The organism is Nitrincola tapanii (assembly GCF_008368715.1).
Lineage (GTDB): Bacteria > Pseudomonadota > Gammaproteobacteria > Pseudomonadales > Balneatricaceae > Nitrincola > Nitrincola tapanii.
Genome location: NZ_SMRS01000005.1, coordinates 234,748 through 257,779 on the forward strand (window position 1 = coordinate 234,748; position 23,032 = coordinate 257,779).

The 23,032-nt window shown below is 51.7% G+C and carries 16 protein-coding genes and 1 CRISPR repeat array; of the genes, 12 read left to right on the forward strand and 4 right to left on the reverse strand.

All coding sequences use genetic code 11. The features are described from left to right. The first annotated feature begins 171 nt into the window (after nucleotides 1-171). From E1H14_RS08220 to E1H14_RS08245, 6 genes are read left to right on the forward strand one after another with little or no spacing between them, the layout of a single operon-like run. Entirely contained in the window at nucleotides 172-1,797 is a 1,626-nt protein-coding gene (locus E1H14_RS08220) for a Cas10/Cmr2 second palm domain-containing protein (protein WP_149390968.1), read from the forward strand. Further along, entirely contained in the window at nucleotides 1,790-2,443 is a 654-nt protein-coding gene (locus E1H14_RS08225; protein WP_149390969.1) for an RAMP superfamily CRISPR-associated protein, read from the forward strand. Before E1H14_RS08220 ends, E1H14_RS08225 begins: the two co-directional genes overlap by 8 nt. Next, nucleotides 2,443-4,020 carry a type III-B CRISPR module-associated Cmr3 family protein gene (locus E1H14_RS08230; protein WP_149390970.1) on the forward strand — a complete coding sequence of 526 codons (1,578 nt, stop codon included), beginning with the start codon at nucleotides 2,443-2,445 and terminating at the stop codon, nucleotides 4,018-4,020. Before E1H14_RS08225 ends, E1H14_RS08230 begins: the two co-directional genes overlap by 1 nt. Then, nucleotides 4,017-5,432, forward strand: coding sequence for an RAMP superfamily CRISPR-associated protein (locus E1H14_RS08235; RefSeq protein WP_149390971.1), 1,416 nt, complete (start codon nucleotides 4,017-4,019; stop codon nucleotides 5,430-5,432). Before E1H14_RS08230 ends, E1H14_RS08235 begins: the two co-directional genes overlap by 4 nt. Then, nucleotides 5,429-5,935, forward strand: coding sequence for a hypothetical protein (locus tag E1H14_RS08240; protein ID WP_149390972.1), 507 nt, complete (start codon nucleotides 5,429-5,431; stop codon nucleotides 5,933-5,935). The genes E1H14_RS08235 and E1H14_RS08240 overlap by 4 nt, the downstream gene beginning before the upstream one ends. Next, nucleotides 5,932-8,091, forward strand: coding sequence for a TIGR03986 family type III CRISPR-associated RAMP protein (locus E1H14_RS08245; protein WP_149390973.1), 2,160 nt, complete (start codon nucleotides 5,932-5,934; stop codon nucleotides 8,089-8,091). The genes E1H14_RS08240 and E1H14_RS08245 overlap by 4 nt, the downstream gene beginning before the upstream one ends. A gap of 87 nt (nucleotides 8,092-8,178) precedes the next feature. On the opposite strand, the gene csm6 is transcribed toward E1H14_RS08245, so the two are convergent. From csm6 to E1H14_RS08265, 4 genes are all read right to left on the reverse strand, one after another. Further along, nucleotides 8,179-9,558 (reverse strand): CRISPR-associated ring nuclease Csm6, encoded by a 1,380-nt coding sequence (gene csm6 / locus E1H14_RS08250; protein WP_149390974.1) that lies wholly within the window; start codon nucleotides 9,556-9,558, stop codon nucleotides 8,179-8,181. Between the two features lie 70 nt (nucleotides 9,559-9,628). Continuing rightward, on the reverse strand, nucleotides 9,629-9,898 hold the full coding sequence (locus E1H14_RS08255) for a hypothetical protein (RefSeq protein WP_149390975.1): 270 nt from the start codon (nucleotides 9,896-9,898) through the stop codon (nucleotides 9,629-9,631). Nucleotides 9,899-9,986: 88 nt separating this feature from the next. Beyond that, nucleotides 9,987-10,994: a hypothetical protein gene (locus E1H14_RS08260; protein WP_149390976.1), complete on the reverse strand. Its 1,008-nt coding sequence runs from the start codon at nucleotides 10,992-10,994 to the stop codon at nucleotides 9,987-9,989. Between the two features lie 474 nt (nucleotides 10,995-11,468). Next, nucleotides 11,469-12,335 (reverse strand): hypothetical protein, encoded by an 867-nt coding sequence (locus E1H14_RS08265; RefSeq protein WP_149390977.1) that lies wholly within the window; start codon nucleotides 12,333-12,335, stop codon nucleotides 11,469-11,471. A gap of 289 nt (nucleotides 12,336-12,624) precedes the next feature. Further along, nucleotides 12,625-13,704: a CRISPR direct-repeat array (repeat unit 37 nt; unit sequence GTCCGAGAGCTACCCCGATACCGGAGGGGATTAAGAC). 163 nt (nucleotides 13,705-13,867) lie between these two features. Between E1H14_RS08265 and E1H14_RS08270 the strand changes: the two genes are divergently transcribed. From E1H14_RS08270 to E1H14_RS08295, 6 genes are all read left to right on the forward strand, one after another. Continuing rightward, complete coding sequence (locus E1H14_RS08270) at nucleotides 13,868-15,124, forward strand: PDDEXK family nuclease (RefSeq protein WP_149390978.1); 1,257 nt, start codon at nucleotides 13,868-13,870, stop codon at nucleotides 15,122-15,124. Between the two features lie 56 nt (nucleotides 15,125-15,180). Further along, nucleotides 15,181-17,868 carry a hypothetical protein gene (locus E1H14_RS08275; RefSeq protein ID WP_149390979.1) on the forward strand — a complete coding sequence of 896 codons (2,688 nt, stop codon included), beginning with the start codon at nucleotides 15,181-15,183 and terminating at the stop codon, nucleotides 17,866-17,868. Nucleotides 17,869-18,056: 188 nt separating this feature from the next. After that, nucleotides 18,057-18,890 (forward strand): GTPase, encoded by an 834-nt coding sequence (locus tag E1H14_RS08280; RefSeq protein ID WP_149390980.1) that lies wholly within the window; start codon nucleotides 18,057-18,059, stop codon nucleotides 18,888-18,890. 45 nt (nucleotides 18,891-18,935) lie between these two features. After that, nucleotides 18,936-19,493 carry a hypothetical protein gene (locus tag E1H14_RS08285; protein ID WP_149390981.1) on the forward strand — a complete coding sequence of 186 codons (558 nt, stop codon included), beginning with the start codon at nucleotides 18,936-18,938 and terminating at the stop codon, nucleotides 19,491-19,493. A gap of 47 nt (nucleotides 19,494-19,540) precedes the next feature. Next, nucleotides 19,541-21,337: a dynamin family protein gene (locus tag E1H14_RS08290; RefSeq protein WP_149390982.1), complete on the forward strand. Its 1,797-nt coding sequence runs from the start codon at nucleotides 19,541-19,543 to the stop codon at nucleotides 21,335-21,337. Between the two features lie 33 nt (nucleotides 21,338-21,370). Further along, complete coding sequence (locus E1H14_RS08295) at nucleotides 21,371-23,017, forward strand: GTPase (protein ID WP_149390983.1); 1,647 nt, start codon at nucleotides 21,371-21,373, stop codon at nucleotides 23,015-23,017. Nucleotides 23,018-23,032: the final 15 nt, after the last annotated feature.

A 23,032-nucleotide genomic window follows, 5' to 3' on the forward strand; every position in this document is an offset into this window, starting at 1 on the left:
ACCGAAACACTCTATTGTCTGAAAGATCGTGAAAATTTCCCGAATAAGGTTGTGATTTTTACCACCCTACTTGGGGCTTTTTTTGCCTGCTCATCAAATTCATTTTTTTAATAGCTAAAACACCTGTCGACGATGTCGAGAAATGTAATTCAATAAGTAAAAGGATTTCATATGAGTATATATGCTTATATGTTTGAGGTCAGAGGGATTCAGTCTTTTCTGTTCTCAAGTGGAAAGCTGAAAGATCTGGTTGCCGGCAGTGAGCTGATTGATTTTCTCTGTAAACAACCATTACGGGAAGCACTGAAAGTATGTGGTCTGGAAGGGTATGACTCTTCGCAGCACAGTCCACGGTGTGCCGGTGGTTCGTTTTATCTGCTGATTGAAGACCGCGATAAAGCTGTGCGGCTGAGCCATATCTGGCCGTTAATTGTGGAGCAGTTGCTGCCGGGCATTGAGCAGGTTGCTGTTCTGTCTGTGGGCAGTACTGCCAAAGATGCTGTTGCAGAGGGACTGAATCAGCTGCGCTCAGCGCGTAATTATATGATTCCGCAATTGCCTGCCGCCAGCCCTCTGGCAAAGCGTAATCCAAGAACAGGCAGTGTTGCGGTGCAGCAAAAAGCCGGTGAATCATTGGATCTGGCCAGCAGTAAAAAGCGCGCGTTTAAACGTCCTGATGCTGCAGACAGTTTAAGTCTGACCGGACGCTTCAGTGAAAACGCCCAGCTTAAATGGCCGGACAATTTCGAGGACACCGGACCGGAAAGTCGCCGCTTTCCTATGGCTGGTGAAAGCCATATCGCTATTGTGCATGCAGATGGAAATGGTCTTGGGGAAGTGCTCAGAGTCGTGAATGCAGCAGCATCCGGTCTGAGTGACAGTGCTTACATCCGCCTGTATCGGAGCTTTTCCGATGGTTTGGAGCAGGCAACTGTTCAAGCTTGTCAACAGGCCTGTGAGTCTGTGCTTGAATCCAAAACAGTGAACAATATTGTCCCGGCTCGTCCTGTAGTGCTTGGTGGCGATGACCTTACACTTCTGGTTCGGGCGGATCTGGCTTTACCGTTTACTGAAGCTTTTACCCAGGCTTTTGAACAGGCAAGCAGTACATTTTTAACTCAGCTGCGCAGCCAGATTGCCGAACACAGTTCTGGGCAGGCTGACGCTCTGCCGCAATGCCTGACGGTGTGTGCAGGTATGAGTTTTATTAAACCCAGTCAGCCTTTTGCACAAAGTTACCAGCTGGCTGAAAGCTTGTGTGACCAGGCGAAAAAAGCATCCCGCAACGCCCGTACCTCAGAGCAAGAGATGATCGCTTCCAGTCTGTCCTTTCATTGGGTGCAGTCTACGTTAATTGAGGATGCCGAGGCTCTGTTTGAACAGGAAAAGGTCGTCCGTAGCCGAACTGATAGCACGGAAAAATTGGCGCTGGGATTGAAAGCTTACCGGATGGGTACCTCAGGTGCAGGTCAGGCGCTGCCATCTCTTAATGATCTCTACGCCCTGGCTGAGTCTTTGTTTACTCGTGAAGGGTTGAACCGGAAGCGTCTGCGCAAACTGGCGACTTTGTTGCATCTGGATCTGGCTGCTGCCGAGCGTGAATATGTCCGTTGGCGTGAGCTGGCACATGAAACGGCTGGAGCAGCGTTGGCAGACTTTGACCGGGCATTAACTTCTCTTCTGAACGAGACTTCCGCCCGATTGCCGGCCAATAAAGAGCACACGCTTTCACCTCTGGCGGATCTGCTGGTGCTGATAAAACTAATTGATCGTTCGCAGGGAGATGGGCATGAATAAGCAAAAAGTCCTCGAGATTGATTTTCGGCACTATTGGCATTCCGGTACCGGCAGCAGTAGTGGTACTCATCTTGATGCCGTTACTGCCAAAGACAGTAAGGGGCTGCCGTTTCTTCCGGGTAAGCATATAAAAGGCCTGCTTCGACATGCTTGGCACAGGGCTGAAACCTGGGGTTGGGTTAATGAACTGCCGTTACCGGCAGGCCCCGCTGAAAACTGGGAAACTCTGCTTTTTGGTAGCCGTGATCTGCCAGCTGGCCGCTTTGAAACTCTGCCGGGCATGCTGTTTGTTGATGATGCTGTGCTGACTGATGCCGAGCAGCAGTGGTTGCAGGCTCAGCCGGAGCTGAAACCCCATCTATATCAGGAACTGTATTCAACAGCCCTTGACGAGCAGGGCAGTGTTGTTAATCAGAGTCTGCGCGGTATAGAAGTTGTGGTGCCTGTGCGCTTATATGCTCAGGTCAGCCTGGAACTTTCTGCTACTGAGCCTGCGCACAGGGCGCAACAGAATAATCTGTTGGCTGCCTCTGCTATCTGGCAAACAATGGACCAGGTTTTAAGCCTGGTTGATCAGCTGGGTGCCAGCCGTTCCCGGGGATTGGGCGAAGCCTGTTTGTCTTTGCATGAAAGGGAGCTTCAGTAATGAAACTGACACAAACATTTAAAGTCACCTTGCTGCAGGATCTGATTCTGAGCGCCCGGGCCGCGACAGAAGGTGGTCATGAAGGCCTGGATTATATTCCCGGTGCGAACTTTCTGGGAGCTGTGGCTGGCAAACTTTATCCGAGCCTGAATGATGACGAGGCTTTTGCTCTGTTTCATTCGGGCAGTATCCGTTTTGGTGATGCTCTGCCGTTAACCGGGGATATGAAGCCCTGCTGGCCGGTTCCGCTTTCCCTTCATGCTTATAAAGGGGAAAGTTATAAAGAGCCCCATGGTGTGAACAGTCGTTTCCGGTCCGGTGTGTTATTTGACCCGGCACTACAGACAGCTGCTGCTAACAACCGTCAGCCTAAGCAGGTACGTAAAGGTTACTGTTCCGCCGCAGGTGATCTGATTGAACCCTTATCCCAGCTGCATGTGAAAACCGCTCTGAATGCCGAAACCAACCGTGCAGCTGAGGGCCAGCTGTTCAGCTATCAGTCATTGTGTGCCGGACAGGAGTATTACCTTGTCCTGCAGGCTGAGTCGGATTATCCGGAGCTGTTTCAGCAAGTGTGTGAATGCCTGTTGGGAGAACTGCGTCTTGGCCGCTCCCGCTCTGCCCAGTTTGGTAAAGTAAAACTTGAAATTTTAGACCTTAAACAGAGCAGGCCTGAATCAGCAGCAGGCCATTCCGAAGAATTGACCTTGTGGCTGTTGTCTGATCTGGCCTTGCTGGATCCGCAGGGACAGCCAACTCTGATACCGGATGCACATTCTTTGGGACTGCCAGAAGGCACTGAATGGCTGGTGGAAAAAAGTTATCTGCGTTCACGCCGTTACAGCACATTTAACGGTTATCGACGTAGTTATGATACGGAGCGTCAGGTGATCAGCCGGGGCAGTGTGCTGCGCTACCGTCTTGCTAAGACTTTGGAGAGCGAGGAACTGCAGCGTCTGCAGCAAATCGGGCTGTATCAGGAACAGGGCCTGGGAGCGGTTGCGGTTAACCCAACTCTGCTGAAACAGAGTGAGCCTGCTTTTGCCCCGTCATCACCGGTTGAACACTTACCCAAAGCACAAAAGATTCAGTTACCCACGGGCAACGCTCCTGAGTTGATTCGTGCTCTGCAGCGCCGTATGCAGGGTTCTGCAGACAGCGAGCGCTTTACCCGTGTGGCAGAGGCGATCTTTACCCGACTGCTGGACATGATTGTCTCAGCCCGCAGCTGGGCAGGCTTACTGCCTGGAGAGCTGTTGCAGGATGCACCGGGCAGAAGTCAGTGGGGCAACATCCGAGCACTGGCAAATGATAATAGAGACCGACCGCAACAATTTGATGAGGCGTTTAACCGCCTGTTGGATGAGCGCTCGGCCTGGAAATTTGAAGTGTCACCAAATCGGAAGTTCAGTAGCTGCTTAAAACGAGCTGTTCATGAAAGCTGTGATGAATACAGCATTCCCCAGGAACAAAGATCTGAAGTACTGGCCCGTGTTGCGGTTCTGGCTGGTTCGGAACAATGGCAGCAGGCACTGGAAGGTCGTTTGCCAAGTGAGATTCAAGGAGAGCCGGTATGATCGAAAGCAAACCTATCTATCATCAGGCACGGGTTGAGATTGAAGCCCTGACCCCCCACGGTGTTCATGCCGGTCATGGGGATACCACACATGATGTACTTCTCGTGCGTGATGCCAATGGTCTGCCCTACCTCCCGGCAACAGGTTTGGCCGGCGTTCTGCGTCATCTGTGCCGTGAAAAGTATGGTGAGCAGCTGGAACAGGAGTTGTTTGGTTACGCCAAAGGTGAGCTGGGGCAGACAAGCCTGGTTCAGTTGACAGCTGGTGTTGTGCATAACCAGCATAATCAGCCCTGTGAAGGCCTGTTAAATGAACCGGGGCATGATGCAGTGCTGGCGCTACTGCTGCAAGATAAACCTCTGGTGCGTCAGCGGGTGCGGCTGAATGAACTGGGTTCTGCAGCCCATACCGGCAAGTTTGATGTGACCTGCATCCCGGCGGGTGTACGTTACAGTTTTTTTATTGGTTACTGGAGTGACGAATCCGGGAGGGAGCATTTTGATCGATTGTTAGCTTTGCTGAGTTCAGCTGGATTCCGTCTGGGGCATGGTACCCGCTCTGGTCATGGTGCATTCAAAGTCAATCAGCTACAAAAGGCAAGCTGGGATCTGACAACAGCGCAGGGGCGGGAAGGTTACCTGCAGCGAAGCCGAAGCCGTGGTTCATCCGAGGGACTGGCAGATTTCATCCTGATCGAGTCAGCTGATAATGCCTTAAAGGCAGAACTTCAGCTCAAAGCGGAGTCAGGCTGGCGCGTTGGCGGTGGCGAACAGGCATTCAGTGATCCCGATGAGCGTGGCAAGGTGCCGGATCTGGTACCCCAGTCGGAAGCTCGTATTCTCTGGCAGGGGGATAAAGCTGTGATCGTCCTTAAGCAGCCGGTTGTGCCAGCCTCGGCAGTTAAAGGCGCTTTGGCACACCGTTTTGCCTATCACTACCGCTGCCTGACTGGCCAGTTTGTAAACTCGGAAGCCAGCGCTGTGGAAATGGATAATCTGCAGCTTGAGGGAGTTAAAGAGCTGTTTGGCTTTGCTTCAGACAGTGATCTCTCCGGTGCTGCGGGTGCTCTGGTAATTGATGATATCTACTTAGACCAACCGGTCGTGGCTCGTCAGACACATAACAAAATTGACCAGTTTACTGGTGGTGTTATCAGCGGCGCTTTATTTGAAGAAGAGTTTTTTTGGCAAACCCCATTAAGCCTGTCGCTCAATATCCTCCGGCCTGAACGCATCTCTGCTCAAAGCCGTGAAGCACTGAAACGGACACTGGAGGATCTGTGCGAAGGCTTTTTACCACTGGGTGCCGGAGGCTCGCGCGGTTTGGGGGCTTTTATTGCCCAGCAGGGCGTTAAATGGAGTGACCAGGGAAACTGGATTGAAGGTTATGACAGCAAGGAGTCCATCGGATGAGCGATATTGCACAAGCTGAAAAAGATTATGCGGCTGCTGTAGAAGCCCTGACCGCCTTGGGGGCAGGTCTGCAATTTAGCGCTCTGTTACCGGTAACGGCAGAAGTCAGCCAGCGTAAGCTGAATCAGGATGAGCTGAAAAGTTGGCTTGCTGATCTGTCTTCGGATACTGAAGGCTGGCTGCAGTATCCATCATCACTGACTGTTTTGCCGGAAAATAGGAGCAAACTACCTTCACAGTTTCCGCTGCAGGCTGAGCTGTTTGTGCAGGGAAAAAGCCAGACGTTGCGATATCTGGGACATTACCAGTGGCAGGTGTGCAGTGTTCAGCTACAAGAAGCAACACCTGAGTCTGCCACTTATTTGGCAGAGACTGTTGAGCACCTGGCTGATCGCCCGCAGCTGGGCCGCCTGTGTTATCAGAAACTGTGGCAGTTACAGCCAGAGGGCAGCCCTAAGCTGGCGCTGAGTTGTTTCACCGGATTTAAAGGAGGTCAGGCATGACCGAGTTATCAGCACCTTATCGTTTTGTGCCTCTGTCCCGCTATGTGTTGATGCCGGAATGGGGTAAGAAAGTCAGCCAGGATATTCCTTTTTCCGATGGTGTAACCGGCGAGCTGCAGATCCGATTAACTGCTCAGACACCCCTATGTGTGGGCGGTAAGCAGAGTCTCGCAAATGATCACACCCCTGGTAGCGTCTACTTCAGTGAGACGCCGGACGGGCATCATGCGATCCCACCAACCAGTATCAAGGGCATGCTGCGCGAAGTGATCAAAATTGCAGGCTTTGGCCGTTTTGATCAGGTGGATGATCAGCAGCTGGGGGTACGTGATATATCCAAGGGTAGAAACTTTTATTCAGAGGCGATGAATCGCAGCCCGGTCAGTACCGGATGGCTCAACTATGTTGATGGTCGGTGGCAGATTACCCCCTGCAGCTATGTCCGTATTGAGCAGGAAAAGCTGATTAAGCATTTTGGTATTTCTGCACAGGATTGGAACAGCAGAAAAACAGCGGCAGAGCGCTATCAGTTGTTAGGTGACACGCCTGCACTGAACTTTGATATTGAGCCTTACAAATACGACTGTAAGCAGCAGGCCTGCCAGCTGGGTAAAGGCAGACACAAGGGGCGGGTGGTCGTAACCGGTCAGCCCGGAGCTGACTTTAAAGGCAGAAGCGGGAAAAAACGTGATTTTGTTTTTTATGCAGAAGATCCTGAACAGACTCTGACTGTTTCGCCTCACGTGATGAAAGGCTTTATCAGTATTCACGAAGACAGCAGCGAATGGAAAAGCTGGAAAGATAAGCTGAAAGCGGATCAGCTCGAGCTGGGGATACCGGTTTTCTTTCACCGTAAAGGAGAAGAGGTTGTCTCCCTTGGGTTGGCGCGCATGTATCGCTTGCCCTATACCAACTCACTGCATGATGCTGTGGCTAATACTCAGGCGGCTCACCTTGAGGCAGGGCTGCCAGATCTGGCGGATCTGCTGTTTGGCTGGATTGATGAGGATGCTGAAGGCGTTTCTGCCAGAGGACGGGTATGGCCGGGCTGGTTGTATAAAACCAGTGAACATGAAGCTGTTTTCAGCCCTGCTACTGTGTTGAGTAACCCCAAACCCTCGTTTTATCCGGCTTATATCAAGCAGTCAGCAAACGGGAAATATACTACCCTGATGGATAGTCGAGCTGAGCTTGCCGGTTGGAAACGCTATCCGGTACAGAAAGACTATGAGTTTCCTCAGTTATCGGAGTTAGTTGCTCGTAACAAAAAAGTTCAAGTACGTTTGCAATATCTACCGAAAGAAACACAGTTTGAAGGCCGTTTGCGCTTTCATAATCTGCGCCTAATTGAACTAGGCGCTCTGCTCTGGGCATTAGACTTTGGTCAGCGGGATGAACTGTCCCACTCGTTAGGTATGGGGAAACCTTATGGTCTTGGGCGGGTAAAGCTGGAAATTAATACAATTAAAATCCGGCCTAATGGTAATCAGGTATCCCTGATGCAGGACAATATTGAAACCGCTGCTCGTTATGCTTTTGAGCACTTTATGGATCAGGTCTGGCAGAAAGCCACTCTGGATAGTGAAGCCCGCTGGCGGCACAGTCCTCAGGCAGTGACTTTGCTGGAATACGCTGATGCAGAGCAGTCATCAGAAAAAGAATTGCGCTACTATGAGCAACCAAAGGCTTTTGTACAAGCCAAGCAGGAAGGTGACGGCCTCAGGTTTTCTCAGCAGGTCGCAGATGTAGAGCTTAAGGATACTGACCTGACCCCAACAGCCTTTGATAACGTGCCTTTGGAGCAGTTAAATGAACTAGCCGCTGAAGCAGAAGCCCAGCGCCGTGCACAACAGCAGGCCATAGCTGATAAAAAACAGCGTGAAGCAGAACGGGCAGAAATGAGCGATGAGGAAAGACTATTTGATGTAGTAAAAACCTATGTTGAATCTGGCTCTGAGCTTAGTAAAACCGAAAAAGATAACCTCGCTAAAGGGATAAACGGTATCACAGATGCCTGGAGCTACTGGCCAGATGATTCTCGGGAGAATGTCGTCGCCTTTGCACAGAGCGAGCTGGTAAAATTCTGTGACGCCCTGGGTTACAAAAAAGTCACCAAAGCGGCTAATAAGCTGGTAAAGCGCATCGAGGAGGGTTGATTCGCTTAACAGGAAAAACAAAAAGCGCCATCTTGCTGTTCACAGCAAGATGGCGCTTTTTATTATCCGCCAGGTCAGATACCTATTTTAATTATTGATGAAAATCTGTTTGTTCTGGTTCGGCAGTTTGATTATGTAGTACTGACCGCCCTTTATACCGGTTTTGGTTTTTCTCCGCGAAGACCGTTCACCTTTAGGCTTAGGATTTGAATTGCTCTCGGCGTTGCGTTCTGCCAGCTCTTCATCGCTCAGCGTCTGATCCTGCTGTTTTGGCACAAGAAGATTAGCCAGATTGGTAGGTAATTTATCGGACAGTGTTTTTTTGATGGCATTACGGTAGGTATTGAAATTACCCCCGGTAAAACCGGTTTTGGCAATGCTGTCTAGGCTGCTCTTCAGGCCGGCATGTTCACCTTCGCGGTCAAAGTCTTCCGCTAGGTTAGTTGAAATCTCTTCAATAGTGTCACCTTTGGGTTCCATGCTGCGAATTTCGCACACCTTTTTCAACAGAACCATAGCAAAAATATCATCCCGGGCTTTGGTGTCCCAAGTGCAGAATTCTTCCCGCTCTTCCGGATCACGCAGGGTATCTTCCAGCAACAATAGATAGGTCGACCAGTGCAGAAGATTCGGGAAGTGTACCCGAGCCATTTCTTCACAGCTATTACGGCTTTTAACCATCAGATACTGCTCGGCAGGGTAGGCGTGCAGTTCCACCTGATCCGGCTGTTCACCAAGGTTGATCAGGTGTGTCAGGAGGCGGAAATCGATATTGTCCTGCATGTTTTTCATCAGCTCAGGAACCAGAGCGCGCTGGCGGATAAAAGGAATATCCGCCAAAATAACAGTGGCATTTTTAGCGTTGTGTTCTGCGCCGTTAAATTCACGTACGATATGATCGTTACGAGTCGGGAAGTAAAAGTCCGGGCAGCGCTCAAACATCTCACTGTTTTCACCCACCAGTACATGAGACAGCTTATCGAAATGTCGGCCAAATAGGCTCATGGCGTAACCTAGATAAAAAGTCATCGTTTTACGGCCACCGGCAATAGAGGCGTGGATGCGAGTATTGTTGTTTTGCGCCTCATTGCGCACTGTGGTCATAATAAAGTTGGCCAGTGCCTCGTGGTCTGCCAGATTTCGGGCATCTTCTACCGGTTTACCTTCTGCATTGGGTACCACCATAATCTGCTCGTCAGAGAAGGGGATCATAGGTTTTCCCAGTTCCTGACACAGTTTTTCCAGCTGCTGATCTTCAATCAGGCCCTTGGCAATTTTAGCTTTGCCTTTGGAGGTGGTAATGATCTTAATCTCTTTTGGCCAGGCACCGCCGTTACGGTCAATACCGTATAGAGTCTCAGTGACTACTGCAGGTGACATGCCTGTAATTGCTAAGAGAAGAGTGCGCTCTGTATGCATATGAATCCCTTCTGGAGTAAGAATTTTAATTGGTCTGCGTAGTGCCATGGGTTAATAAAGCCTGAAGATAGGAAAATATTCTCATAAAGCTTTCAGCAGGCTTATCGACAGAGGGTCATTATTGGCCTTTTAAAAGCATCTGAAAAAAAGCCATAATCTGTGCTTGTCCGCCCCATGCCTGGCGCACATCATTGGCATCCAGAATGCGGCAATGGCCCGTAATGCTGTTACGCTGTACTCGCCAACCATCACAGCTTGCGAGGTCATTCCACCAGAATTCGCCACCCATAGTCGGTGTTTTAACGTTTGGCAAAAGGCCTAGGCGGTTGATCAGGTCGGGACAGGCTGCCAGAATTCCCAGTGCAATTGTAAGAGTCTTGGGGTTCATAAGTCATCTCCTCGGTGTATGCTCAAACAGTCAGGATAGTATTGTGCGCTCTTATCGGTCCCAAATAGGCCTGATAAATTTGTGTGTATCACACTGGATCACGAAGTAACGCTGTCTGCAGCTCTGCAAGATCAACTTCTCGTTCGTGCATTTGGCTGACGAGAAACTGAATGTCGGCTTGATGTTTTTCATCAAGCAGCTGTTGGCAGTCTGCCATCAGCTGGCGAATATCCCGCTTTGTCATATCGGCCAGTTGGTGAGCGAAGCTGTAGCTCTGTGTACTGGCGGCAGGTTCAGAGATACGCGGCTTCGTATCAACGACAGTATCCGGTATCTTGCTTGGATCGCAGACTGCCTTCAACTTGTCATTAGCGGCCTTATCCGGGGCCAGCTTTCTTTGCTTCTGCGAATCGTTCGATGCAACCTCGGCCTGGTTATTCTCTGGAATCTCCGACGGAGTTGAGTCTTCCGGCATTTCTAAGGCCTGAACCGAAGCGCCGGACTTTAAAGACAGTATACGGTCGTACTCTGGCACAGACGGCAGCATGAAGTTCAGGTTTTCACCAACCTGCTTTTGTGTCTGCTTGATCAGTCCCGGAGGTATGAAGACTCCAGTACCAAAGGATTCAATGGCGCGATCAATCTCTGCCCGGATTTTCTTTTTCCGGAATGCTTGTATGTATTCACCCAAGAACTCAGTTTGGCTGGATTCGACCATTTTCATTTCCTCTTCCTTGACACTTTCCAGTGAATTCCGAAAGACTTTAATCAGTTGCTCAGTCACTTTTCCCATGACCTCTATACTGGCTTTCTTGGCATTTGCCTTACGGACCGAACGGGGTATTTCTGTTTGTATGCTCGGTTCAACCCGGTGTTTTTGTTTATACGCGCAGCGGATTTCAGCCAGAAAATTCTCTAAACTCCGGTGATCTGAAGGCGTAGACGACGTAAAGAACACTTGGTCTATCCCCTTGATCGTGACCTTCAAATGATTGTTGGAAGACTTTTCGTAGCGAAACGGAGTCTCCCCTACAATTTTTGCAATCCCTTTTATCGCCGAACGTTGGTAGGGCGTGTAGCTTCGCTTGTTGCACATATCAATTATCCCTTTTGAAATGGCTCAATGGTGTCCCCCAGCGTGCAGGCGCACAGCGCAATGCTGGCATCATCGCCGGTTGTGCCTAGGGTAAAGACATTTGTTACTCGTTTCATGCGCACCTCATGTTGCTGTTGGTGATTAATGACTCTGTCAACGGACAACTCCACTGACATAGCGGGCTTGTGCGTGCCAAAGGTTGATAACGCGTTCGACATACTGTCTCATCCCTGCAGTGCCAAGCGGCGGCTGGCAAGCTTGCCAGCTATCTGTATTGCAGTGCAGGTCGTGTCGCTGCTGGTGAGGGTAACTATCCCACAGGCCATCTGCCGATGGGCGTAAACAAATTTGTGAGACAAGAGACCAGAGGAGTTAGGCCAAAAGAGGCTCGCTCTTGGTTACTGCAAGGATGAACGGAAAGAGAGTTAGCTCTGAAACAGGCAAAATGGCGGTAGGAAAGGACAGTTGCTTCGGTTATCGACAGCTGGCCTGAAGAGCTCCCAGGCCAAACGATGTTTTGCCACCACCATGCAGGGCGAGGCCATTAGCGATTAACGCACCAAACCAGTCTGGAAACGCTTCTTCGCTCTCAATGTGAAAGTCTCCGATAACCCCTGTCAGCGGATGGCGAGTATGCTGGCGGTTGGAGTGGCGAATCCAGGATGAATCCTCAAGCTGAGCTTTAACATGCAAGCCGTCGGCAAAGGTCAAAATTGCCCTGTTGTCTGGTAGAGGCAGTTCAAGATCAAAATGCTCACTGATGATGCGCTGTCGGTGTGCCAGTCCGATCAACACGTCATGGATACCGAATGTTTTGGATGTAAGCGCTTTTCCCTTGCGTTTGATCAGCCACGGCGTTGTCAGCTTCAATTCCAGGTGTGTCAGTCCTGAGGGCAATGCAAGCTTTTCAGCCGACCATGAGTTCAGTACACAAGGGACCAGGGGCGTGCCCAGTCCGTGCTCCAGTCCTTTTGCGAGAGCCTGTTGCACTCCACTCTGAATAACAGGAGACAGGCCAATAAAATGGAGCAGAAAGGAGAAGCATTCGGTGTGTGCTACACGTCTGGAATGATCAAGCGGCGTCAGCAATACCGCCGGAATACCATCCTGGCCATTGCGACGGTAGCCCTCAAACAGATGAGCATACAGGCAATCAGGACGATGGGCAGGAGCTTTTTCACAAAGGCAAAAACGTGATAGCAGTGCGTGTCCCAATACTCCGCGAAGCATACTGCCCGGGTGTTCAGGCAGATTCAGCGTGGTTGATGGCCGCACATCGACTTTCAGACTTGTGATTGCAGGGTGAGGAAAATAGTAGTGCGGTTGAGTTTGTGTATCCATACAACATCGATCCTGATGTCCACTTCGGCCTTGAATCTACCGTTTCCATCAGGGTATGTAAATCAAGCCTTACTTTTCTGGCGTCATCGGCGTCTTAATATGGTTTCAGAGAGCCCGGCTATTGAATCTTCTTCAGAATACGGGGTAATCTACAGGTGCTCTCGGACTGGGAGGCAAACAATGCTCAAGGTTACATCTGGTCAAATATTAGACAACTTGTTGGTCAAAAAACAATCAGTAAAAAGTAGGTTTTATCTGCTTGATTTGGTTGAAAAAATATTTGGTTGGAGTCCGAGAGCTACCCCGATACCGGAGGGGATTAAGACGGTGGCGTATTGCCGCTGTGCTCCCCAGCTAAGTCCGAGAGCTACCCCGATACCGGAGGGGATTAAGACTCTAGGGATAGGGTGTGGAAGTAGCCGCCTCGGTCCGAGAGCTACCCCGATACCGGAGGGGATTAAGACGCGCCGCGATTTTCGACTGTATAGCCATAAATTGTCCGAGAGCTACCCCGATACCGGAGGGGATTAAGACATTTACCTATTCGACGTCTATCAGACACTTGCCGTCCGAGAGCTACCCCGATACCGGAGGGGATTAAGACCTTCAATATTTTTATTATTATCGTAGCTGATTCGTCCGAGAGCTACCCCGATACCGGAGGGGATTAAGACCTTTTGGCGCAGCATTTTCGCTCTGTTTTGCGTCCGAGAGCTACCCCGATACCGGAGGGGATTAAGACGCAGCTTAGACAGCTGTTTGAAGGCCTCTGAATGTCCGAGAGCTACCCCGATACCGGAGGGGATTAAGACATAGCAGATCCGAGCGCCTGCTGCACCGGCGCGTCCGAGAGCTACCCCGATACCGGAGGGGATTAAGACCTGACTTTTACCCTGGCTTTTGTGACTTTTGCGTCCGAGAGCTACCCCGATACCGGAGGGGATTAAGACCGCTACCTAACAATATTGCAGTTTGATGCATTGTCCGAGAGCTACCCCGATACCGGAGGGGATTAAGACTCAGGTTGGTGTCCTGAACCTCTCCCTTCCAAGTCCGAGAGCTACCCCGATACCGGAGGGGATTAAGACTAGCTGAAACAACGTTAGCCATTAATGACAACAAGTCCGAGAGCTACCCCGATACCGGAGGGGATTAAGACCCCTTTCTATCGCGTCTCGCATGTTGGCTGCCGTCCGAGAGCTACCCCGATACCGGAGGGGATTAAGACACGCCGTTGCTAATCATGCCTGATGGACGAGACGTCCGAGAGCTACCCCGATACCGGAGGGGATTAAGACGTCTGGTGACACGCAGTCTGGATGATGAGGTAATGTCCGAGAGCTACCCCGATACCGGAGGGGGTTAAGACTTTGCAGCGGCCATGAATGCCTGGTGAATCCAGACCCCATGGATATATCGACTTGCTGGTGATTTCTGTAAAACTTGCTCCTCAGAGTTGCAGCCCACACAATGTCTTGGCACCTGAAACTAGGTTCTTAATGAGCCAGTAAGATCCACAGGACATTGCTGCCATGAATCCGATTACCTACATTTGCATTGCTTCCGAGTTCAACGTACCTGAGCTTGAAGCCTGCCTTGCTGTTCAGCCTTCGGATCTGGTGTTGATTGTCAGCAACTTTGAAAAAGCCTGCCAAGGTGCCCGGCGGCTTGCATCAACCGTAGAGAGAGCAATTCCCGGGATTAGGGTACATCGTCCAGATGAGCGCGAGCCTTTCGATGGCGAAGACATCCTCGCTGTTCAGCATTGGGTTAGAACCACCCTGATTCCCTATCTTGCGCAGCATATCTCCGCGAACAATCAACAGATTCTGAATTTTACCGGCGGTACTAAAGCTCTGAGCTTGGCGCTGATTACTAACCTGAATTGCCGATATCTGCACTATAAAGGGATGGGTAAGAGCCGTATCCAAGTGCTGCAGCAAGATGGTCAGCAACTGCTGAGCGGTAGTGGTGATATTGAGCCGGTAACGGCAACACCTCTGCAGGTCGCTCAGTTGTATGCAGGTGATGTCAAAATTGGAACAGGGCTGCGGGGACAAGAAGAGCTGACCTCCGCATTAGCCAACGATATCTGGCGGGCATTGAAAGAAGAGGATGCTGGGCTGTTGCAGCTGTTTAATGCGTTGGACCGAATCTGGTCAGAGGGACGTGGTACAGCCGCTTTCTCTGACAGTAGTTTGGCGTTTTCGCTTGATGAATTGCTCCAAGGGCAGGTGCCGGAGTCTACCCTGGTGGGATGGCTGAATCGGTTTGCACAACTGAATACGCATTACTTTTGCCTGCAGCAAAACCGGATAATCATTCCCGGCAATGGGGCCAGAAAGCAGGGGAAATACCTGCGCCGTTGGATCAGTGGTGAATGGTTGGAAGAGTTGGCAGTCAATTGGTTGCAGCAGGGGGGTATGCCGGCAGCGCACATTGCCCGTGGTGTGATAGCGGACAGCCAGGCGAGCAATCTGTCTGAATCCGGCCGTGAAACAGACCTGTTTGTGCACCATCGCGGTAGAAGTTATCTGGTCGAAATCAAGGCTGACCTGCCTCATGATGCCAATATGCGCTCGGCTGAACACCAATTGGCCAGCCTGGGCGATCGTTTTGGTAAAACTCAAAAGGTGTTGTTCATCGGCCCTCAATTGCAGCATAAGCTGATTGAGGATCAGCGCTGGCATCTTATTGAAGCACGTTTCAGTGGCAGTGGTATCCTGTTAGCCTTTGACAGATCCAGTTTGCTGCGAGCATTTGGTCTTGCAGCTGAGTCTGGAGTCTGAGCCATGCCGGCTTTACTGCTGCTTCGTTTTTAAGACAGTTCAGGAACCTCATTTATATGGATATCACCATCCTCTTGCCCGGCGCGCCCTCCCAGCGTCCGCATCACTACATTAAAACGGCAGAGCTGCAATTGGGCCACGAGGTCCACTGTACTGATCTGGAATCTCTGGTTGCATCAGGCCTGACCCGCAATGTTGCCTGCATTATCGCCGGTTTGAAAACCGATGTAGCGCTGCAAGAGAGCGCCTGTCGACTCTGGCCTGAAGCTCGTTTTTTACACCATCTGGGCGATGATCGTTGGTCTACTGAAAGAAGCAGCCAGGTTGCAGCAGACGAAAGCAAGGCTGCTAAGTCAAATGGTGTGGCGCCTCAAACTGAACCGCAACAACCGAAACGATCAGCCATTAATGCTGCTGATGCGAACAAAGAGGCAGGTACAATCGCCTACAATATATACCTGCGCCATGCCTGGGGGGCGAGCCAGAATAAGGCCGAGATTCAACGGCTGATGCTACAGGCAGAGGAGTTGTCCAAGGATGTGAGCAACCTTGATCAGCGCATCCGCAAGGCCATAAGGGATGGCGAGACAGCGTACGAGCTGGGTAACGAATTGGTCAAGCGGCTCCGCGAACAGGGTGCCGATAGTGTCGAGTTCAAGCAATGGTATGAGGCTACCAAAGCGGACTGCCCATCGCGCGTCGCCACACACCTGCACAAGTTGCTCGGTAAGCAAAGGGAACATCTGCAGCAACAGCGTGCCAAAACCCAGCATAACGCCACTTATACCATTAGCACGCCGCCGCTGATCGTGTCTGCTGAGGGTCATCCCAATGCCATTACCAACCTGAACCCATCACCCAGTTGGACGGTCCTAGTCGATGAAACCGGCAAGGCGTTTGACAACGAGGTGGAGGAGTTAAACCTCAACCATAAAGATGTGGGCAAGGTGGTCGCGCTGGCGATTCCGCAAGGTGTAAGTCTGGCTCCACTTGGCGCTGGTTTTCATGCTGTTAATGAAAGTAATGCGCGGATCGAACGCATCTTGAGTGACCTGACGGCACAACCCGTTGGTATCTTTGGTTTTTCCAGTAAAGACCCGGTTGCAGGCCGTTTCAGTTGGCTGCAACAGATTGACCAGCTGGTCCGCTGGGTGCTTCGCTTGCTGCCGATGAAACAGGGGGTGCCGACTCGGGTCAAGTTCAGCATTGAAAACCGTGGCGGCTACAACTCCCGTGTCGACTGGAAGATCCGTACCGAAACGCTGCTGGCTGAGTTGCATCAGCTGGACCCCAAACGTTACGCGCAGCTGAGTTTGAGCATTGAGTTTATTGATAAAAACAGTGAACCCTTGAATGGCTATGTGGATACTCTGGCCAACTGCTGGGGCAGCCCGCAAAAAGATAAGAAAAAACTGCTGCGACACTTTGCCTTGCCGGGCCATTGTCTGCTGTTGCCCAGCGGTGAACACGTTTACGAGCGCTTGTTATTGACTCTGGAAGGGGGCCAGGCATTGCGACCCTCTGATTGGTATGCCCTGTTGCAAGCGGCTGTCGATGAAGAGGGGCAGGCATTCACGCTACTGCATAACTGCCTGCAACAGCTGGGTGATACCGTCAAACAGCAGCCGAAGCTATGGGAAGGCTATTTACAGGAAGTCCAGGCACAGCTGCGGCTCAAATCGTATTCACTTGCAGGTTTGCAAAGTACGCTGGACTGGCTGGAGACGCACAAGCCCGACGGCGAAACGCTGCCACCCCTGTTGTCATTGCGCCAACAAGGAGCAAGGCTGGCGCTGCAGAACCACCGTGGCTTTTGTGATATGGCGCTGGTTGCCAGTGCTTTTGAAACAGCCAATCAATTGATCGATGAAGATGCGCCACAAGCCTGCGAGATCATACTGCGCTCGGTTGTGGCGGCTACAAACGCTTTTGACTTCAATAGCATGGAAGGGTTTATCCAACAATGGCTGACACTCCCAGTTGCCAGCGTTGGGCTTCTTAACCATGCCAAGCTGTTATCAACTCAAGGGCAGTTGCACGCTTTCCGGGGTGAATACACCGCAGCGGATGAGTGCTTTGTTAAGGCGATCACTACATTTGAACGCTTGTCCGACCCACTGCAAGCGGGCAGAGAGGTGCAACAGACTACAGCCTATCGCCTGTTTGCCATGCTAAGTTCGCCTGAAACTACATTCGAGGCATTTAACACTCTGCTTGAGAGCTACCTTACTGCGATGCTCCATTGCAGCACTGATCAGTTGCCAGGCAAACTGGCGCGATCAGGCTCGAATTTACGCTTTGCGCATCAACTGTATCTGCGTGCATTGCTCACTTATCCGGATGAGATGGCAGACCAGTGTGCATCCTATCTGGACACTCGGTTAGACTGGCAACAGGGTGAAGATCATCCCTGGCCGTTGATTTTGGCCTACCGTGCCTGGTTGCTCAGTGATGCAGGGCAGCGGAATCAAGCCAGTGAACTATTGCAGCAAGCCGTTGAGCTCTGCGAACAGCAGTCAGGCAGTATTCTGCAATGGTTGGGCTGTGTGATACAGGCTCTTGGTGAGCAGCTACAACTGTCTATGCCCTATCTGGAGCCGTTGAACCCCAAGAGAGAGGCGCTGCGCACTTTGCTGCCGGCAGCACCTCACGCTGAACTGGATAGGGCGCTGCAGATTCAGGCCCACAGCCGCTCCGCTCTGATCAATATGCTCAACCAAACACTGCCGTTTAATTTCCATTAAGTATACGTAGGCCACGGCCTAGAGCTGTGGCTTGCCCCCCTTGTCTCAATCTCTCGCAAACATCCATATCTCCCAAGCTTGCCAACTCAATTTTTTTCACGTTCATTTTTGTATAGTGGTCTTCGTCGGCACAGGGATGGTGCCGCAGCTCTTAAACTGCCAGTAAGGATCAACATGGGAGAGGTCGCATGAAGACTGTTCAGCAATTTTTGATTCATCATCAGCCAGAGCTTTATCGAGCACTGCAGCAGCTGGACGATTTGCCGGTTGGCAATGATGCCCTGACGTTGACAGTAGTCGGTCTGGTTAAAGCCGGGAAAAGCACTCTGCTCAATGTGCTGACGGACAACCTGGAGCAGGAGTTCTTTAAAACGGCGCGATCCCGTGAAACTCGCGAGCTGAAAACACTCCGTGTCGGCCAGATTGACTATACCGATACCCCAGGACTGGATGCGGAAGATACCGATGATCAGGTGGCGTTTGACGGCATTGTGACCAGTGACCTGCTGCTGTTGTGTCACAGCATGGGGCAAGGGGAGTTGGATCAGCCGACCTTGGATTACCTCAGCCGGATCAGTCAGCACAGCCAGCGCCCTCTGGCTGATCGATTGGTGTGTGTACTGACCAAGGCGGAACAGCCTGATGAGGCTCAACACGAGTTTGAGGCGCTGATCGCCAGTCAATTGGTTGAGCTGTGTGGGGGGGAACCGGATATTTTTAGAGTGTCGGCTAACACCTACCTGAGCGGAGTTCGTCAGGCGCAGCCGCTCCTGATCCAGTACAGCGGTATTCCTGCCTTGCAGGACTATTTGCAGCAACGGGTTGAGGTGATGCTGGTCGACAAAGAGCAGCACCGAGCCGAGCAGCGAGAAACACTGGCCAATACCCTGGCAGACCGCTTGCAGGAGATGATTGCCCAAGAAGAGCAGGCCTTTGCTGATCAGCATCAGGCGCTTTCACACCGCGTTGATCAGTTGGGGCAGACATTGAGTCAGGTGCGTACGGCGCTGCAACGGCGGTAAAGGGCTTTTATCCAAAGATTTGAACAGTCAAACAGGAGAGACACGATGCCATTACCTTTGATCTGGGTTGCAGTTGCGGGTGTTATTGCCGCAGGTACCGCAGCGGCGGCTTACTATTCCGATTCGGGTTCCTCTTCCTCATCGGATTCGGATGATCGCGCCGATGAAGAGGCCCGACGCCAACGGGCCGCCAATGCGGAGAAGCAGCGGCAGGCACGAATAAAGCGTGTGCATGCTGAATCGCGTCGGCTGCTGGCCGCTGAGTTGACAGCGCTGGGCGCATCGGGGCACCTGATGACACCTCAGGTAATCGCCTTTGGTAAATCAACGATGGCCAGTCCAAAAGGGAGCGGAAAGCAGCTTATTAATAACTTGACGCACATGGATGTTGGTACTGAATCGGCCCGGATGCAGATGGCGCATTTACTGACACAAATTGACCTTGGTGAGCCTGGGCTACCAGCCATGGAATCTGCTGTAAACGAGCTGATTGCCCGTACGGAGCGGTTGGAACTGATGCGTCAAATAGAGGCGCAACTGCGCAGCGGAGCACGGTTGGACGAATTGTGTGCCGATGCCATCCAGCTTATCCCGGATGTCTGACAGGCGATGGCATGGATATTACCCCTTCCCACTTCTGAGGATCTTGTATGCCACATACTCTGAAAACCAGTGTTGATCATCAGGCTCGCGGTGAGTTTCTGGACAGTTTTAACCAGTTGCAGGCAGCCTTCGCAGCCGTGCAGTCGGAAGTTCAGCAGCAGGAGCGTGCACTGATGCAGGATCAGGCCGATGTGTCGGCAGAGCTTGAGCAATTGGCACGGGCGACACAAGATCAACTTAACCCTGAACATCCGCTGAGTCAGATGTGTGAACAGTGGTTGGCAAATATCGCCGGCGTTCGTCAGCGCTGGCTCCAAGCTGCACAATCCTTTGATAAGGGCACGCGCTTGCGGCAAAAGCAGGGCGACTCCTTGCTGATCTATGTGTACGGCAAGGTTAATGCGGGGAAGAGTTCGTTTGGCAATCATATTGCCATCGGGTGCGCTGAGCCTAATGCTCAGCAGGTTGCCGCATTAGCCGCAAAGGGGCTGCGTTTTGCCATGCACGAAGTCAGTGGCGCAGCGCTTGAGCAGTCACTGACGCAGGGGTTTGAAGTGGATCGAAAGGAATGCACCTCCGCTGTGCAGTACTTTACCTTGCCTGGTCTGACATGGGTTGATTCGCCGGGGTTGCACTCGAAAACAGCTCGTAATGGTGAGCTGGCGCGTCAATATGCACAGAGTGCAGATGTGGTGGTGTACGTGATGAACTCCGAGCACCCCGCACGCGAAACCGACATGAAGGAGATTGGTGAGCTCTTATCCATGGGGAAACCAGTGGTATTTGTGCTGACCCGAGCAGATGAAGATGAGGTTGCTGTTGTAGATGGCCAGCTGGTGTCACGCCCTGTCATGTATTCGCAAGATGATCGACAGGAGCAGGAACGCTATGTCATGCAAACGCTGTCGCGTCATTTCGGCCAGCATCCGGGGTTGGCACAAGCGCAGATCATGAGTGTGTCCGTACGCTGTGCTGAAATATCCGATACACCAGAGGCGCTTGAAGATTCCGGCATACCACATTTTTTGCGCACCATGCAGTTGTACATCAAGCAGGAAAGCGTCCGGATCAAACAGGCAACGCCAAAGCGAAATCTTGCTGCATTCGCCCAGCGCCTGCTTGTCAGCACAGAACAAATGGCAGAGCAACAGGCCGACATACAGTCGGAACTGACAGCACAGCAGGACGAAGTCGAGCGTCGCTATCAGACAATGAGTCAGCAGTTAACACTGCAACTGAGTGATATTATCGCCCGGGCCATGCAAAATTACAGCGGTGATAATGCGGCGTTGAGCAGCCAAATAGCGGCTGACTTGCAGCAAAAAGCCACTGGATTGATCCAGGTCGAACTGGAACAGCAACTTCATGTTCTGGAGCAGAACATGGCATCCGCCATTACCTTTGACAGCTCTGATGCCTTGCCTGGATTCGAGCATGAGTATTCATCGTTCAACTACAGCGACCGTGGCTACAAACGTGCCTGGGGTGGGGCCGGCGGTGGTGCACTTGGAGCAGGAGTAGGTTTCTTCCTGGCTGGGCCTATGGGAGCTGTTGTTGGAAGTATTCTCGGTGGGGCAGCAGGTGAGGGGCTCGGGCGTGCCTTCAGCAAAGATTCGACTCGATCCATCCTGATTGGCGATAACCGGTTTGTAATTGAGCAAGCCGCTTATCAGCTGTTTTCAACGCGCATAGCGGACACGCTTGAGCAGGGTTACCGCACACCGATGCTGGAAATTCTGCAGCAGATGGAGCAAAACATCCGTGATTCCAGACGCCTGCTGGAGCAGTTTTGTCAGCGCTGGCAGCCGTTAACAGAGCCTTTGACCAGCACCGAGCGCGCATAACATCAACGGAATTGGAATGAAAAGGACGATACGATGACAGCCACACAACATCCAATGATTCAGATGCTGAGCACCCATAGCGAATTGCTGGGTTGTTACCTGCAGGACGGTCGTTGCCAGCGGTTTCAGGAGCATCTCGCTGCCGAATTGGTGCGCAACAAACCTACCATCATGATGTATGGTGTTTATAGTGCCGGTAAGAGTAGCCTGATCAATGCGCTTTCTGGGCAAAAGGTAGCAGCAGAAGGGCGCAGTCCTACTACGGAAAAGGTCAGCCGCTATCCGTTTGGCAGCTTCGCCATCGATGATACCCCGGGCGTTGATGCACCTCCTGAACATGAACAAGTGACCCGTGAGCAGCTGGAAAAATCCGATCTTGTGCTGTTTGTAGTATCGTCCTCAACAGCACTGGACGACCTGCATACATACCAGGCGATCATTGAACTGGTTCGCTTAAAAAGACGGGTCATGCTGGTGGTTAATCAGCGTGAAACCTCCCGCGATTGCGCGTATCAGATACAGCTGAATGATGAGCTGCGCCAGCAACTCCAGGAAAAAGCCAGGCAAATGGATGTGCCTGAAGCCGACGCCCTGGCTGCAGTGCCGATTCACTGGGTCAATGCCAAACTGGGTCTGGAGGGCAAGCTCAAACAGCAGCCTTTGTTGCTTGAGTCGTCAGGTTTGCCCGAGTTTGAACAAGCCCTGTCAGATTTTATTGAACAAACGGACTTCCGTCAGCGTGAAGAGCGTCTGGCTGTCGACTTTGCAAGACTTTTGGCTGAAGCACAGGCCGCGTTAAAACTGCAGATGGATGCGCTGGGCACTTCAGGCTTCCAGCGACTGGCAACGCGCCTGCAGCAGGAGCAGACCGGTATCCAAAGCCGTTTGGAAGGCCTGCTGCGACAGCAAAGCCAGTCGCTTGCGTCAGTTTTTAAGGAACTGGCAATGGCTGATCTGGACGACGCACAACGTGAGCTGCAACTCGACCGGCACATGCAAAGCCTCACCCTGGAAGTTGAGCAGCAGTTACAACAGGAACTGAACAGAGCAGCTGATGCCCTGGATCAATTGGTCAATGAGCTCGACCGTGAATTGTCGCCTGTCAGAGCACAGGTTGACCTTCCTGCTGGGATTGAACTGCCCAATTCAAACTCCAAAACATTGACCCAGCCCAGCAGCGAAAGCTTGCTGCCGGAAGGGACGTTGCAGATGTTGGTTCAGCACATTAAATCCGAGCATCTTGTGAGTGTAATGAAGCTCGCCAAATCAGCACTCCCAAGCCTGTTCAAGGGTATTGGTCAGAAAACCATGGAGAAGTGGGCTGAAAAGATACTTGAAAAAATCCGTGTGGGCGGGCCTGTGGTGCAGGTGGGCGTCCAGTTGCTCAGCGGTATTTATCAGCACTATCAGGCGGAAAAAGAGTTGCGTCAGCAACAGGAGATGATGGTGCGTTTTCATGAGGCAGTACGCTCAGGGGCCCAGCAGATTGCCAGTCAATATCAACACTCGGTGAGCCTGTGCATCAGTGAGGTATTGCGTCAGGCGTTGCAGCCGGCGCAGCGTTATATCGAGGATGCGATTGAAAAAGTTGATCGGCAGAGCCTTCGCCTTGCGCAAGATGCCAACCAACTGGCGCAGCTGGAAAGCCAGCTTGAGCTAGCGTACGGCCGGGGAAGCTGAGTAACACAACGAGCG

Coding starts and splice junctions, on each gene's coding strand:
- E1H14_RS08235 (WP_149390971.1), top strand. CDS start 4,017: ATGATCGAAAGCAAACCTATCTATCATCAGGCACGGGTTGAGATTGAA.
- E1H14_RS08230 (WP_149390970.1), top strand. CDS start 2,443: ATGAAACTGACACAAACATTTAAAGTCACCTTGCTGCAGGATCTGATT.
- E1H14_RS08260 (WP_149390976.1), bottom strand. CDS start 10,994: ATGTGCAACAAGCGAAGCTACACGCCCTACCAACGTTCGGCGATAAAA.
- csm6 (WP_149390974.1), bottom strand. CDS start 9,558: ATGGCACTACGCAGACCAATTAAAATTCTTACTCCAGAAGGGATTCAT.
- E1H14_RS08270 (WP_149390978.1), top strand. CDS start 13,868: ATGAATCCGATTACCTACATTTGCATTGCTTCCGAGTTCAACGTACCT.
- E1H14_RS08255 (WP_149390975.1), bottom strand. CDS start 9,898: ATGAACCCCAAGACTCTTACAATTGCACTGGGAATTCTGGCAGCCTGT.
- E1H14_RS08285 (WP_149390981.1), top strand. CDS start 18,936: ATGCCATTACCTTTGATCTGGGTTGCAGTTGCGGGTGTTATTGCCGCA.
- E1H14_RS08290 (WP_149390982.1), top strand. CDS start 19,541: ATGCCACATACTCTGAAAACCAGTGTTGATCATCAGGCTCGCGGTGAG.
- E1H14_RS08240 (WP_149390972.1), top strand. CDS start 5,429: ATGAGCGATATTGCACAAGCTGAAAAAGATTATGCGGCTGCTGTAGAA.
- E1H14_RS08275 (WP_149390979.1), top strand. CDS start 15,181: ATGGATATCACCATCCTCTTGCCCGGCGCGCCCTCCCAGCGTCCGCAT.
- E1H14_RS08265 (WP_149390977.1), bottom strand. CDS start 12,335: ATGGATACACAAACTCAACCGCACTACTATTTTCCTCACCCTGCAATC.
- E1H14_RS08280 (WP_149390980.1), top strand. CDS start 18,057: ATGAAGACTGTTCAGCAATTTTTGATTCATCATCAGCCAGAGCTTTAT.
- E1H14_RS08295 (WP_149390983.1), top strand. CDS start 21,371: ATGACAGCCACACAACATCCAATGATTCAGATGCTGAGCACCCATAGC.
- E1H14_RS08245 (WP_149390973.1), top strand. CDS start 5,932: ATGACCGAGTTATCAGCACCTTATCGTTTTGTGCCTCTGTCCCGCTAT.
- E1H14_RS08225 (WP_149390969.1), top strand. CDS start 1,790: ATGAATAAGCAAAAAGTCCTCGAGATTGATTTTCGGCACTATTGGCAT.
- E1H14_RS08220 (WP_149390968.1), top strand. CDS start 172: ATGAGTATATATGCTTATATGTTTGAGGTCAGAGGGATTCAGTCTTTT.